The 14,022-nt window shown below is 62.0% G+C and carries 11 protein-coding genes; 6 read left to right on the top strand and 5 right to left on the bottom strand.

Going from position 1 to position 14,022, the window contains the following annotated elements; genetic code table 11:
• Positions 1-355: 355 nt before the first annotated feature.
• From DL86_RS09670 to hslU, 3 genes are all read left to right on the top strand, one after another.
• The gene (locus DL86_RS09670; protein WP_245276322.1) at positions 356-2,278 is read left to right on the top strand and encodes an alkaline phosphatase family protein; all 1,923 of its coding nucleotides are present in this window, start codon (positions 356-358) and stop codon (positions 2,276-2,278) included.
• Positions 2,279-2,650: 372 nt separating this feature from the next.
• Positions 2,651-3,235 carry an ATP-dependent protease subunit HslV gene (gene hslV / locus DL86_RS09660; protein WP_036260728.1) on the top strand — a complete coding sequence of 195 codons (585 nt, stop codon included), beginning with the start codon at positions 2,651-2,653 and terminating at the stop codon, positions 3,233-3,235.
• Positions 3,236-3,257: 22 nt separating this feature from the next.
• Positions 3,258-4,568: an ATP-dependent protease ATPase subunit HslU gene (gene hslU, locus DL86_RS09655; RefSeq protein WP_036260726.1), complete on the top strand. Its 1,311-nt coding sequence runs from the start codon at positions 3,258-3,260 to the stop codon at positions 4,566-4,568.
• A gap of 114 nt (positions 4,569-4,682) precedes the next feature.
• Here the strand turns inward: hslU and DL86_RS09650 are convergent, their stop codons facing one another.
• Together DL86_RS09650 and DL86_RS09645 are read right to left on the bottom strand one after the other, a co-directional pair.
• Complete coding sequence (locus DL86_RS09650) at positions 4,683-5,270, bottom strand: hypothetical protein (protein ID WP_051953115.1); 588 nt, start codon at positions 5,268-5,270, stop codon at positions 4,683-4,685.
• 147 nt (positions 5,271-5,417) lie between these two features.
• A complete protein-coding gene (locus tag DL86_RS09645; protein WP_051953113.1) occupies positions 5,418-6,521 on the bottom strand; it encodes a DUF3616 domain-containing protein in 1,104 nt (367 codons plus the stop codon).
• A 227-nt stretch (positions 6,522-6,748) separates the two neighbouring features.
• Here DL86_RS09645 and trpS point away from each other — a divergent pair, with 227 nt between their 5' ends.
• Positions 6,749-7,783 (top strand): tryptophan--tRNA ligase, encoded by a 1,035-nt coding sequence (trpS, locus tag DL86_RS09640; protein ID WP_036260724.1) that lies wholly within the window; start codon positions 6,749-6,751, stop codon positions 7,781-7,783.
• 190 nt (positions 7,784-7,973) lie between these two features.
• Entirely contained in the window at positions 7,974-8,429 is a 456-nt protein-coding gene (locus tag DL86_RS18685; RefSeq protein WP_156964564.1) for a hypothetical protein, read from the top strand.
• A gap of 79 nt (positions 8,430-8,508) precedes the next feature.
• Here the strand turns inward: DL86_RS18685 and DL86_RS09630 are convergent, their stop codons facing one another.
• From DL86_RS09630 to DL86_RS09620, 3 genes are all read right to left on the bottom strand, one after another.
• A complete protein-coding gene (locus tag DL86_RS09630) occupies positions 8,509-10,374 on the bottom strand; it encodes a M3 family oligoendopeptidase (protein WP_036260723.1) in 1,866 nt (621 codons plus the stop codon).
• A gap of 84 nt (positions 10,375-10,458) precedes the next feature.
• Positions 10,459-11,160 (bottom strand): ABC transporter permease, encoded by a 702-nt coding sequence (locus DL86_RS09625; RefSeq protein WP_036260721.1) that lies wholly within the window; start codon positions 11,158-11,160, stop codon positions 10,459-10,461.
• A gap of 9 nt (positions 11,161-11,169) precedes the next feature.
• Positions 11,170-11,994, bottom strand: coding sequence for an ABC transporter substrate-binding protein (locus DL86_RS09620; protein WP_036260719.1), 825 nt, complete (start codon positions 11,992-11,994; stop codon positions 11,170-11,172).
• A gap of 251 nt (positions 11,995-12,245) precedes the next feature.
• Between DL86_RS09620 and DL86_RS09615 the strand changes: the two genes are divergently transcribed.
• Complete coding sequence (locus tag DL86_RS09615) at positions 12,246-13,787, top strand: sigma-54-dependent transcriptional regulator (protein ID WP_051953141.1); 1,542 nt, start codon at positions 12,246-12,248, stop codon at positions 13,785-13,787.
• The last annotated feature ends 235 nt before the right edge of the window (positions 13,788-14,022 follow it).

Here is a 14,022-nt window from a genome sequence, read left to right as displayed (position 1 = left end):
TGCGGCTTGGCGGTTGCTGAACTCTTTCAAGGAACCGGAGCCTGAATGGGATTTCGAGATGCTCTAGCAACTTGGCGGGCGCTTGGCTACCTTCGCGGTTTGCGGGCGTGGCTGGGTTGAGGTTTGAGCGGTGCGCGATGCGGTGATTGGGCGGGCATCAGTGATCCGATCCGACATCGCAATTCAACTGGGCGACCGAAGCCTCGCGTCGAAGCCTTAAAAACAATATTCAAATAACGGACATCCAACCGACCGTTGCCGGTCGCATGGGCGAATTAACCTTCTAAATGGTTCGCATGGACCTCTGGAGGGACCGATGAATTGGAAAAATAGAAAATTAGCTCCAAGCCATAAGATGAGATTGAGATTTACGGTCGCCGTTTGCGCGGTCGCGCTCACTTTGTCGCCCCTAGGCTTTGGCGCCGCGACCAACGCCGAAACTCTCGCGGGCAAGTCAGCTCATTCGCTTAGGACGGCGAGCCCGATCAAGCACGTCATCATCATCGTCGGAGAAAACCGCTCCTTCGATCATCTCTTCGCCACTTATGCGCCGAAGCGCCGCGACGAGAAAATATTGAACCTGTTGTCGCAGGGCATTGTGAAGGCCGATGGCGCGCCGGGGCCGCATTTTGCTAAAGCTAAACAATATAAGATCACTTCGGCGCCGAATGGAGACCGGTTCTTCATCAGCGCCGGCCACGAAAATAAGACGCTCTACACGACCTTGCCAGCGCCCGATATTGGCGGCGTGCCGGCGGCATCGCCGCTTGCGTTCATCTTGAACACGCCAGGCGGCGACCCAGGCATTCCGCAGAAGGATCAATATCTCTTCGGCACAGGCGGCACGGGTCTTCCCGTCACCCTTGGCCCCGATACGCGCATCGCCAATGTCACGACCTTGCCGCCGGGACCGTTCCAATTGACCGGGCCGGGGATGCCCTATGACGCTTTCACCGCCGACACGATCCATCAGTTCTTCCAGATGTATCAGCAAATGGATTGCGCTATCGACAAAGAGCATGCGTCGCGAGAAAATCCGACCGGTTGCCTGAAGGATTTGCAATCGGCGATTACCACGACATACAATACTCCGCTCGGCGGAACGCCGCATGACACCGGCCAGACCATGGCCTTTTTCAACATGCAGCAGGGCGACGCGGCGATCACCAAGCGCCTCGCCGACAAATACACGATCAGCGATAATTATCATCAGTCGGTGATGGGCGGAACGGGTCCCGACAGCATTCCGCTCGGCTTCGCCGACCAAATCTACTTCGGCGATTCAACCGGCAAGGCCGCGACGCCGATCGCGACCCGCATTTACAATCCCAATCCGCAACCCGGAACCCTCAATCTTTATACGTTGCGCGCGCAATGGTTCAATTGTTCGGATGAAAGCGCGCCCGGAGTGAAGCCAATAGCCGACTACCTGCGCGCCTTGCCTTATAAGGTCGATACGAAATGCGATCCCGGCCACTACTATCCGGCGGTCAATGTCGGTCCGGCCTTCACGCCGGCGGGGATTCCGACCGGCGCGCCCGACAATGCCAACCCAACCAATAATATCATTCCACCGGTCTATATCCGCAGCATCGGCGACGTGATGAACGACCACCACATTCCGTGGATCTACTATGGCGGCGGCTATAAGCTTTCGGTGGCCGGCGCCGCGGTCAACGGCTATTGCACCATTTGCAATCCCTTCGAGCATCAGGCGAACTATCCCTCGCTTCGGGCCGATCATATGCGCGACGTGACCGATCTCTTCACCGACCTCGCCAAAGGCACGTTGCCGGCGGTGTCCTACGTGAAGCCGGACGGCGCGCTCGACGGCCACCCGGCCTCGTCCAAATGGGGTCTCTTCGAAGCTTTCGTCGACAATATCATCACGCTCGCACAGAGCAACAAGGAGCAATGGGCCGAGACCGCGATCTTCGTGACGGCCGATGAAGGCGGCGGCTACTATGATTCGGGCTTCATCCAACCGGTCGACTTTTTCGGCACGGGGCCGCGCGTCCCGATGATTGCTGTGTCGCCGTTCTCGACCGGTGGCCATGTCAGCCATGTCTATAACGAGCATTCCTCGTTTGTGAAATTCATCGAACGGAACTGGAAGCTCAAGGAGACGCTGACCAAGCGCAGCCGCGACAACCTGCCCAATCCCAGGCAGAACGACCACAATGTCTATGTGCCGAGCAACATGCCGGCCATTGGCGATCTCTTCGATATGTTCGATTTCGACCGCCATGACGATTATGGACATGACAATCGCTCTTAACCGCGCGTTGGCGCGACGCTAACGCGCTAGAGCGCTTTCCGATCGAATGGAGTCATTCGATCGATCAGAAATCGCTCCAGTGTTAAAGAGGCTGAGCATATTCTCGTCGAACAGATTGAACCAATCTGTTCGGAATATGCTCTAGACGCGGGCGCCGGTGGGATTTCCCGCCGGCGTTCGAAGCGCGGCGGCGCCGCCGACCGAACAGATCTTCAAATGCCAGACCGAGAGGGCGCGGGGACCCGCCTTGCGGCGGTCCCTGGCCCCGCCCGGCTTGCAAGCTCCGGCGCGAGGCCATACATGAACATTGTCTGTCGAACCCTTCCTCCGCCGCGCCCGGGGGCCGGGCGTAATGTCATTTAGAGAGTTTTGATGCAAGATCATCCGCCCGGGGGCGAGGGCCGGCAATCCGGCTGGCATGGGACCACCATCATCATGGTGAAGAAGGACGGCCGCACCGTGATTGGCGGCGACGGCCAGGTTTCGATCGGCCAGACGATCGTCAAGGGCAACGCCAAGAAGGTCCGCCGGCTCGCCAAGGGCGAGGTGATCGGCGGGTTCGCCGGGGCCACCGCCGATGCCTTCACCTTGTTCGAGCGGCTCGAAAGCAAGCTCGAGCAATATCCCGGCCAGCTCATGCGCGCTTGCGTGGAGCTCGCCAAGGATTGGCGCACGGATCGCTATTTGCGCCGGCTCGAGGCGATGATGCTGGTCGCCGATAAAGAAGCCGCTCTGGTGCTCACCGGCACCGGCGACGTGCTGGAGCCGGAGGCCGCCGAGCGGGGCAGCGTGATGGGGATCGGATCGGGCGGCAATTATGCGCTGGCCGCCGGCCGCGCCCTGCTCGCCACCGATATGGACGCGGAGGCCATCGCCCGCCGCGCGCTCCAGATCGCCTCGGAAATCTGCGTCTACACCAACGCAAATCATGTGCTGGAATCGATAGCCTCGAAATGACCGCGCGGGGAAGCCTAACGCAATGACCGATTTTTCTCCGCGTGAGATCGTTTCCGAACTCGACCGTTTCATCGTCGGGCAAAACGACGCCAAACGCGCCGTGGCGATCGCCTTGCGCAATCGCTGGCGGCGCCTGCGCCTCGAGGGTTCGATGCGCGACGAGGTTCTGCCCAAGAATATCCTGATGATCGGACCGACCGGCTGCGGCAAGACCGAGATTTCGCGCCGGCTCGCGAAACTCGCCGGCGCGCCTTTCTTGAAGGTCGAGGCGACCAAATTCACCGAGGTCGGCTATGTCGGCCGGGACGTCGAGCAGATCATTCGCGATCTGGTCGAAACCGCGATCGCGATGAGCAAGGAAGAGCGGCGCAAGCTGGTGCATGCGCGGGCGGAGCTTGCCGCCGAAGAGCGGATTCTCGACGCTCTCGTCGGCGTCAACGCCTCGCCCGGAACCCGCGACGCCTTCCGCAAGAAGCTGCGCGCCGGCGACCTCGACGACAAGGAGATCGAGATCGAGATCGCCCAAGCCTCCTCGTCGATGCCGATGTTCGATTTGCCCAACATGCCCGGCGCCTCGATCGGCGCGATTTCGATCGGCGATATTTTCGGCAAGTCGCTCGGCAATCGCGCCAAGCCCCGCCGCACGACGGTCAAGGACGCGACGGCGCCCCTGATCCTTGAGGAAAGCGACAAGCTGATCGACCAGGATCAGATCATTCAGGACGCCATTCGCGACGTCGAAAATAATGGCATCGTGTTCCTTGACGAGATCGACAAGATTTGCGCGCGCGAGGGGCGCGGCGGCGGCGCCGACGTCTCGCGCGAAGGCGTCCAACGCGATCTTTTGCCGCTGATCGAAGGCACGACGGTCGCGACCAAACATGGGGCGGTCAAGACCGATCATATCCTCTTCATCGCCTCGGGCGCGTTTCATGTGTCGAAACCTTCCGACCTCCTGCCGGAATTGCAGGGGCGGCTGCCGATCCGGGTCGAGCTCGCGCCGCTGACCGAGGAGGACTTCCGCCGCATCCTCACCGAAACGGAAGTGAGCCTCATCAAGCAATATGAAGCCTTGCTCCTCACCGAAGGCGTCGAGCTCGTGTTTTTGCCAGCCGCCGTGAACGCGCTGGCGCGGATCGCGGCGCAGGTCAATTCCACGGTGGAGAATATTGGCGCGCGGCGGTTGCAGACCGTGATGGAGCGCGTCCTCGACGATGTGAGTTTCACCGCCTCCGACCGATCCGGCGAACGGATCGAGATCGACGCCGATTTCGTCGAGCGCAACATCGGCGACCTCGCCAAGAACGCCGACCTGAGCCGGTTCATTCTCTAAAGGCGCGGCCCATTCTTGGGCGGTCTTAAGGTTGGCCGGTCTCTAAGGAAGAAGTCGCGCCAATCTGCGGCGCGACTTCCGGCAGTTGATGATTGATCGAGAGAGGCTGTCGCCTTACCAGGCCCACGCCGGACGGCAATGCAGTCCTCCATACGGACCCCGCCAGCACGCGCCGCCGCGCCACGGGCCCCAGGGGCCGGGACCCCAATAATGACGCGGACCCCAACCCGGCCCGTACCACCAGTCGATGAACAGCGTCGCCTCCTGGCCGGCGGCGGGTGGAGCATCGCCCAGCACCTTGACCGTATAAGTCAGGGTGTCTCCCTTGATCTGAGGGTCGGTGAGCTCGATGACCGAGAGATGAGTCTTGCCGTCGACGTTCACCGAGAGCGTCGCATTTGGCGGATCTTTCTCGAAATCGCTTTTGCCGGAGGTCCAGAAGCTCACGAATTTTGCGGTTGGAGCGTCGCCCGTCAGCCGTTCCGGCCGGTCGCTGAACATGATGGTCTGGGGAGCTACGCCCTTGAGCGTTAGGGTCGCGCCCTTAAAGGTCATCGAGTCGGCGGTCTGGACAAACAGCCAATTGGCGGGCGGAATCGCCACTGTGTTTTCTTCGTTCGCAGGTTTTTGCTCGGCCCGAGCGCAAGCACCAGGATAGGTCGCAGCGGCGAGCGCCGCGACCGCAAATATGGCGGCTTTCATGTGTCCCCCCTAAAGCGATTCGACGCGTTTGCGCGTCGCCAAATAGCTACCACAAAATTGGTCGCTTGAGCGTCAAAAACGGCTGCAATAGCGCCCCTCCGCCGGCGCTCAACGCGGCCTTGTCGAGAAGCGCGCCATCTTGGCGGCCTATCGCGAAATCACGAATTCGCGCGGCGCTCCGTTCTTTGGCCCGTCGAAGAAAACGAGAATGCGCAGCGGGTCCGGGTCAAGGATCGTGACGGCCTCGGCCTTGGCGCGTTTGTCCTTTTTTTCGTACACATCTTCCAGCGTGGCGATCTGCTTTGCCTCGCCGCCGACGTTGGGCTCGACGATGAACAGGCTGTAGGGAATGTCCGCTTGCTCTTGGGTGGGACCGGCGAGAACCAGAAGCCGGCCATCAGGCAAGGCGGCGAGATCGCGAATGCCGACCTTGTGGCCCAATGCAAGAGGAACGACCTCGGGCGTTGCGTCCAGGGGATCATGGCCGGATGCGAAAAGTCGATCGATCGGCGCGCTGACCAGAAAAGCCTCTCCCTTGATCGAGGGCGCCCGCAGGCCGACGAACAGGCGGCTCCCGACGACCGCGAGGCCTTCAATGTTGAGGCCCTCGTCGTCGTTGAGATCCTTGCCGAAAAAGGGCCCGACCGTCGGCGCCGCCCGGAGCGCATCGGCCAGACGATAGGTCGTCTCCACGCTTGCGTCTTCCCCGGATCCCGAGGGGCTGACTTGGTCCGCGCGAATGCGCGCCAGAATGAAGGACGAGAGCAGGAAATCGCCGTCCTTGCGCGTGCAGCCGTGCGATCCGACGATGTAGAAATAGGGCGCCGCATAGGCCACCCCCTCGCCGTCTAAATCCTTAAAATCATCTTTTTCACCGGGGCAACTGTCGACGGCCGGCGCCGCCCCCAGCGTTGCGGCGCTGGGATTCTTGCCGATGATCTTGACCGGTTCTCCGGCCCTTATCCGCCCCTTGCGGTCGTCGCCGCTCTCTTTGTCGATGGTGAAAGGCTGGGCGAACCGGCTCTGGTCGTTGATGGCGAGACAAATGCCGGAAGGCGCGCATGCGGCGCCGCTCAGGTCCTCGGCGATTTTTTCATCGTCGTCATCCTTGTTCTTTTTCTCCAGAAACGGCGGCTTCACCGTAAAAACCTGCGTCGGATGAAGCGGTTCGGGCTGTTCGGCAAGGGCGTTCGCAGTAAGTCCGAAAGCCGCCGTGAGGCACATAACGATGGGCATGAATGCTTCGCGCATGTTTCCCTCCCTGGTTGGGCGATCCCAATGCAACGACATTACCTCAGGAAGGGTTTGACGTCGCCGGCGCCGGGACGATTTGCGCCCAGGGCGCGTCCCGATCCGAGACCAGGGCGCGCGATATGACTGGTTGTGCCAGGCCGGATCCACAACCGCGACAGCGCGTCTTTTGCCTTCGCGCGTTCGAGGAAGTAAGAGGGCTGCTCAGCCCGACATCTGGAGCCAGCATGGCAAAGTTTATCGAACGCGTTTTCTCCGGCGTGCAGCCAACCGGGAACCTGCACTTGGGCAATTATCTCGGCGCGATCGTCAAATTCGTCGAATTGCAGAGCACCCATGATTGCCTCTATTGCGTCGTCGATCTGCATGCGATCACCGTTCCGCAAAAGCCGGAGGAGCTAAGGGCGAATATCCGCGAAGTGACGGCGGCTTACGTCGCCGCCGGCATCGATCCGAAACAGCATATCGTCTTCAATCAGAGCCAAGTTGCCGAGCATGCAGAGCTCGCCTGGGTCTTCAATTGCGTCGCGCGCGTCGGCTGGCTGAGTCGGATGACGCAATTCAAGGAAAAGGCCGGCAAGGACAAAGAGAACGCCTCGGTTGGCCTTTACGCTTATCCCTGCCTGATGGCCGCGGATATTCTCCTTTATCGCGCGACCCATGTTCCGGTTGGCGAGGACCAGAAACAGCATCTCGAACTTGCGCGCGACATCGCGCAAAAATTCAATCTCGATTTTGCCGAGTCGATCGCCGCGCATGGTCACGGCGACGCGTTTTTTCCCTCTCCGGAGCCTTTGATTCAGGGGCCCGCCACGCGCGTCATGAGCCTTCGCGACGGCTCCAAGAAAATGTCGAAATCCGATCCGTCCGATTATTCGCGGATCAATCTGTCCGACGATGCGGACACGATCGCGCAGAAAATTCGCAAGGCGAAGACCGATCCGGAAGCGCTGCCCTCCGAACCGGCGGGCCTCGCGCATCGGCCGGAAGCGGACAATCTCGTCGGCATCTACGCCGCGCTCAATGGCGAGACGAAACCGGAGGTCCTCAGGGCGTTCGGGGGCGGCAATTTCTCGGCGTTCAAATCGGCTCTCGTCGACCTCTCTGTGGCCAAGCTCGGACCGATCGGGGCTGAAATGAAGCGATTGAAGGACGATGTCTCCTATATCGACGCGGTCCTGGCCGACGGCGCTTACCGAGCAAAAACCATCGCCCGCGAGAACATGGCCGCCGTGAAGGATATTTTAGGCTTTGTGCGCTAAGGCACATATCGGGGCGAATGGCTTACGATAAGCAACTCGCTTTTCGCGCGACGGATCCAGATTCGCGCAAGAGAAAAGCGGCAAGACAAAGGACTGGAGCCGATGAGGCTCCTTGCCTCATGCTGTGAACATCAATCCAGGCGCGGTTCGGCGGCGGCCGCAAATTGGCGCTCAAGCGGAGGAGATCAGATTGAAGAGACTCGTCCTTTTTCTGGCGTTGGCGCTGGCGCCGGCCCCAGCGGGCGCGGTGGACGGACACACGATTTTTAAGGGACCGGAGATCTCGATCGCCGACGCCGTCGGCGATGACTTTCCGCGCTATGATGTCGCAGCGCGCTGCAATGCGGCGTGGCCGGGAAATAGGGTCGCGGCGGAGGCTGCCCGCGCTGTCTGCATCGCGCGGCTGAACCGGATTGCCGGACTGGCGTCGCGCGAATGGCGGGATGTCCCGGCGGCGGCGAGGGTCAATTGCGTCAAGCGGTCGAACGCGGCGGGAATTGGTGGCTATAACGTCCTTTACGCCTGCGCGAGGGCCGCGGTTTTTACGGCGGGAACACGCGAAAAGGCGAGTCGAATCGCCAGCATAATTCGCGCCCAGAATGGGCTCGGCCCTCTCGACGAGATGGCCGTCGGAAGCATTCGATAGAACGCCTTCGAGCGAAGCGGCAACCGGTTTGCATTCACAAAAAAGCCGACGCGCGCCCAGCCGAGCGGGCGCGACCGTCCTACGCCTTTCCTTCCAAACCTTCGAGCTCGATGATCATTGCCTCGATCATTGAGAGCCCGATCTGCCAAAATGCCGGATCGCGGGCATCGAGGCCGAAGGGCGCGAGAAGCTCGGCATGATGTTTCGTGCCGCCAGCCGATAGCATGGCGAGATAGCGCTCCGCGAAACCCTCCTGCGCGCCCTGATAGACGCCATAGAGCGAATTGACGAGGCAATCCCCGAACGCATAGGCGTAGACATAAAAGGGCGAATGGACGAAATGCGGAATATAGGCCCAATAGGCCTCATAGTCCTGGCCGAGTTCGATCGAGGGCCCGAGGCTTTCCGACTGCTCGCGCATCCATAGCGCGCAGATCTGATCGGCCGTGAGTTCGCCATTGCGCCGTTCGAGGTGAACCGCGCGCTCGAAGGAATAGAAGGCGATCTGCCGCACCACCGTGTTGAGCATGTCCTCGACCTTGGCGGCGAGCATGGCGCGGCGCTCGCTAACGGCGCTGGTTTGCTCGAGCAGCGCGCGGAAGGTCAGCATTTCGCCAAAGACCGAGGCGGTTTCCGCCAGGGTCAGCGGCGTCGGCGCCATCAAGGCGCCATTGGGTCCCGCCAGGACCTGATGCACGCCGTGGCCGAGCTCATGGGCGAGGGTCATCACGTCGCGCGGCTTGCCCTGATAGTTCAGCAGCACATAGGGATGCGCGGAGGGCACGGTCGGATGCGCGAAGGCCCCCGGCGCCTTGCCCGGCCGCACCGGCGCATCGATCCAGCGCTCGTCGAAAAAGCGCTTGGCGATGCCGGCCATCTTCGGGGAAAAAGCGCCATAGGCGTCGAGCACCGTGTCCCGCGCCTCGCCCCAGCGATAGGTCTTGGCCGGGACGTTCGGCAGCGGCGCGTTGCGATCCCAATGTTTGAGCTTCGGTTTGCCGAACCATTTGGCCTTGAGCTTGTAATAGCGATGCGACAGGCGCGGATAGGCGGCGTGGACCGCCTCGACCAGCGCATCGACGACTTCCCGCTCGACCCGGTTGGCGAGATGCCTCGCGTCGGCGACATCCTTGAAGCCGCGCCAGCGGTCGGAAATCTCCTTATCCTTGGCCAGGGTGTTGGAGATTAGCGCGAAGGTCCGCAGATTTTCCTTCAAACCCGCGCCAAAGGCATTGGCCGCCTTTTCGCGAATCTCTTCCTTGTCGGACTGCATCAGGTTGAGCACGGGCTCGAGGCTCAGCTTTTCGCCATCGACGGAAAAGCGCAGCGCGGCGATGGTCTCGTCGAACAGCCGGTTCCAGGCGCCGAAGGCGGTGACGGATTTTTCATGAAACAATTGCTCGAGCCGGTCGTCGAGCTGGTAAGGCTTGCCCTTGCGGATGTCCTCGATCCAGGGCCGGTAATGGGCGAGCGGCCCCGCCGCCATCGGCTTGTCGAGCGCGCCGTCGGCGAGCCGGTTCAATTCAAGTTCGAAAAAGAGGAGATCGGATGAGGCGGAAGTGATTTTCTCCTGCGCGTCGCCATGGAATTTGCCGCGCAACGGATCGGAGGTGTCGCCGGCGTAAACGAGCCCGGCGTAGGACATGATGCGCCCTAACAATTCCTCCAGCGCTTCATAGCGCCGGACCGCCTCGAGAAGGCCGGCGCCCGATTCATCCCTGGCCAGCATCTCGAGCCGGCCCTTATAGGCCGTGTTGAAAGCCTTTGCCTCGGAGGCCGCCTGGGCGAGGTCGCGCGCGAAGGCGGGGTCCTCCATCGAGGCGTAAAGATCGCCAAGGTTCCACTCCGGCAGGGTCTCGGGCGCGGGCGCCGCTCCGCTCGCGGCGGCGGCCGGCGGGGCGGCGCGGAGAATGTCGGGAAGGCCGAAGGATCGCATGGGGAGCATGACCGGTCTTGAGAAAAGTCTTGGCGGGCGCTTGAGAGGGTTCATATCGGATCTCGCCCGACAAGATCAACCTTGGGGGGCGCCTTATCGTTCATCCGACATCCGCTGGTTGAGCAAGAAAGCCGCGCCGCTGATCAGCAGCGTCAGGCTCACCAGAATCAGCCCGAGGCCGAGCGCCAGCGCGAGATCGCCCCGGCTTGTTTCTAGTGCGATCGTCGTCGTCATGGTGCGGGTGAAGCCCCTGATATTGCCGCCGACGATCATGATCGCGCCGACCTCGGCGATCGCCCGGCCGAACGCCGCCAGAAACACGGTGACCAGCGCGCCGCGCGCCGCCGCGAGCAGGGTTGCGATGGCGCGCAGCCGGCCCGCGCCAAAAATCAGGAACGTATCGCGATACATCGCCCAATAATTTTCCGTCGCGCGATAGGTCAAGGCGGCGACGATGGGCAGCGTCAGAATCGTTTGGGCGAGGACCATCGCCCTTGGCGTGAAGAGCAGGCCCAAGGCCCCAAGAGGTCCCGAGCGCGACAGAAGCAGATAGACGACGAGGCCGACCACGACCGAAGGCAGGCCAAGCAGCGCATTGAGAAAGACAACCAGAACCGGCTGGACCCGGAACCTTTGGGTGACCAGAAAGGCGCCCGCCGGCGCGCCGAGCAGAAAAGCGGCGGCGGCGGCGCAGAGGCTGACGCCGAGCGAGAGCAAAACCGTCGCCAAGAGCTCCGGGTCGCCAGCGGCGATCAACTCCAACGCGATGACGAAGGCCTGACCTATATCCTCCATTGAACCGGCTTAGTCAGCCAGCGCCGGCTCAAGAAAAAACACCTGCTCGCCGTTGATTTTATAGGCCCCGATCGCCGCCCGGCCCGCTTCCGAGGTCAGCCATTCATGCCAGCGCCTGGCCGCTTGCGCCTTGACCTGCGGATGCAGGCCCGGGTTGACCAGAATGCTGCCGTAAGGGTTGAACAGGACGGGATCGCCCTCGCTCACAATCTCGAGGTTCTGGCGGTTCTTGAAATTGGCCCAGGTGGCGCGATCGGCCAGGACATAGGCGTCGAGACTCGCGGCGACATTAAGGGTCGGTCCCATGCCCGAACCCGTTTCCTTGCGCCATGCCGGGTTGCCGGCGAGATCGACGCCCGCCGCCTTCCAGAGCCGCAACTCCATCCGGTGGGTGCCGCTGTCATCGCCGCGCGAGGCGAAAGCGGCCTTGGCCGCGGCGATCTGGCGCAGAGCCTCCTTGGCGTCCTTCACGCCCTTGACGCCGGCGGGATCGGCCTTGGGGCCGATGAGGACGAAATCATTGAACATCACGTCGCGCCGGTCGATCCCATGCCCCTCGGCGATGAATTTATCCTCGCCGGCGCGGTCATGCACCAGAAGCGCGTCGGCGTCGCCCCGCGTCCCGACCGCAAGAGCCTGTCCAGTGCCGACCGCGACGACATGGACGTCGATGCCGCTTGCCTGTTTGAACAAGGGGATGATGAAGCCAAAGAGGCCCGATTGCTCGGTGGAGGTCGTCGAGGCGAGGGTGATGAAGGAATCGTCTGCCCGCGCTGGCGATGCGAGGAGAAGAAAGAGGGCGATGAGTTGGAAAACAAGATTTCGTCGCGACATGGCGTCACCGGCTTTGAGACGTCGGCAGGGTGGCCACCCTACGATGCAATGTCAACTTGGCGGCGGGCGGCGGAGATGGCGGCGTCGGTCGAGCTTCCATCGGTCTGATCGGCAGAACTTTGCCCGCCCGTTAACGCCACATTTACCCTAATCGGCCAGCATGCGGGAAGGGCGTTTGGACCCGATTTCCTGATTTGTGCGCCGGCTCGGCAACGCCCCAAGCGTCGAGGCCGGACCACTGGCGAGGCCTGATGTCCCCCAGAATTCTGATCGTCGACGATGATCCCGTGCAGCGCCGGTTGCTCGAAGCCTTGGTCCACCGCTTCGGCTATGGCGCCGAGGTTCTCGACGGCGGCGAAGCGGCGCTGAAGCGGTTGCAGGGTGTGGGGGATGCGCCAATCGATCTGTTGATCCTCGATCTGGTCATGCCCGATCTCGACGGCATGGCGGTGCTCGGCCGGATGCGCGAGCGGGGGCTCAAGATTCCAACCATCGTGCAGACCGCGAATGGATCGATCGAGGCGGTGATTTCTGCGATGCGCGCTGGCGCCCTCGATTTCGTGGTGAAGCCGGTTGGGGCTGAACGGCTCCAGGTCTCGATCAAGAACGCCTTGCGCGTCGATGCGCTGGAGGATGAAGTTCGGCGCTTGAGCCGTCAGGCTCTGGGCGCCTTGTCCTTCAAGGACATCGCCAGTAAGAGCCCGGACATGGAGCGCGTCGTCAAGCTCGGGGAGCGGGCGGCGAAATCGACCATTCCGGTGCTTCTTGAAGGCGAATCGGGCGTCGGCAAGGAAATTATCGCGCGGGCGATCCAGGGGGCCTCCGACCGGCGCGGGCGCGCCTTTGTCACGGTCAATTGCGGCGCCCTGCCGGAAAATCTCATCGAATCGATCCTGTTTGGGCATGAAAAGGGGGCCTTCACCGGGGCCAATGAAAAACATGCCGGCAAATTCGTCGAGGCGCATGGCGGCACGCTTTTTCTCGACGAGATCGGCGAATTGCCTTTGGACGCGCAAGTCAAGCTGCTGCGCGCGCTCCAGGAAGGCGAGGTCGATCCGGTCGGAGCCAAGCGCCCGGTCAAGGTCGACATCCGCCTGATCTCGGCGACCAATCAGAATTTGATCGAGCTCGTCAAAGGCGGCCGGTTCCGGGAGGATCTGTACTACCGGCTGAATGTCTTTCCGATCGGCGTGCCGCCGCTGCGCCAGCGCCGGGACGATATCGCCGATCTTTCCCGCAGATTCGCCGCGCGCTTTGCCGCCGAGGAGGGCAAGCGCCTGCGCGGAATCGGCGCCGAGGCGCTGGCCTTGCTTGGCGCCTATGATTGGCCGGGCAATGTCCGGCAATTGGAAAATGCGGTGTTCCGCGCCGTGGTCCTCGCCGATGGCGACGAATTGACCGTCGCCGAATTTCCGCAGATCGCCGCGCAGGTCCAGGGCTTCGACGTCCGGGTTCCGGCGGCGCCAGCGCCGGTCGCGCTCCAAGCCCCGCGCGAGAAGGAATTCGTCCGCGTTGAAGTGCGCGATCCGAATGTTCTGCCGCTTCTGAATGAAAATGGCGACATGCGCCGGCTCGATCAATTGGAGGCGGAAGCCATTCGCTTCGCGCTCGTCCAGCATCGCGGCCGGATGTCGGCGGTGGCGCGCAAGCTCGGAATCGGCCGCTCGACGCTCTATCGCAAGATGAAGGAATATGGCTTTGCGCCCGCCGCCGAGGACAGCGCCGTCGAGAACGGCGCCATGGAGGATTCGACGGAAATTTGCGCTAGCGGTCGCAATGGGGCCGCGGCTTAGAGCATGATCAAATGTGGCAAAAAATCGCCTTATCTACTCCGCCGCGCGGAGATGCAGAAAAAAATCCCCGGCGCCGTCATCGCCTTGGAACTGCTCCGCTGTGACGGCGTTGCAAGCTTGGGCGATTGCGCGCGGCGTGCTTCCGCGCACGTGAATTTCAACGTTGATTTCGTAAGAAACCTTTACCGACGATTCAGTCGAGATGTGACATAGCTTGGCTTGGCGAGGCCATTTC

Origin of the sequence: Methylocapsa aurea (assembly GCF_000746085.1) — a bacterium.
GTDB lineage: Bacteria > Pseudomonadota > Alphaproteobacteria > Rhizobiales > Beijerinckiaceae > Methylocapsa > Methylocapsa aurea.
This window is presented reverse-complemented; position numbering and strand designations above follow the sequence as displayed.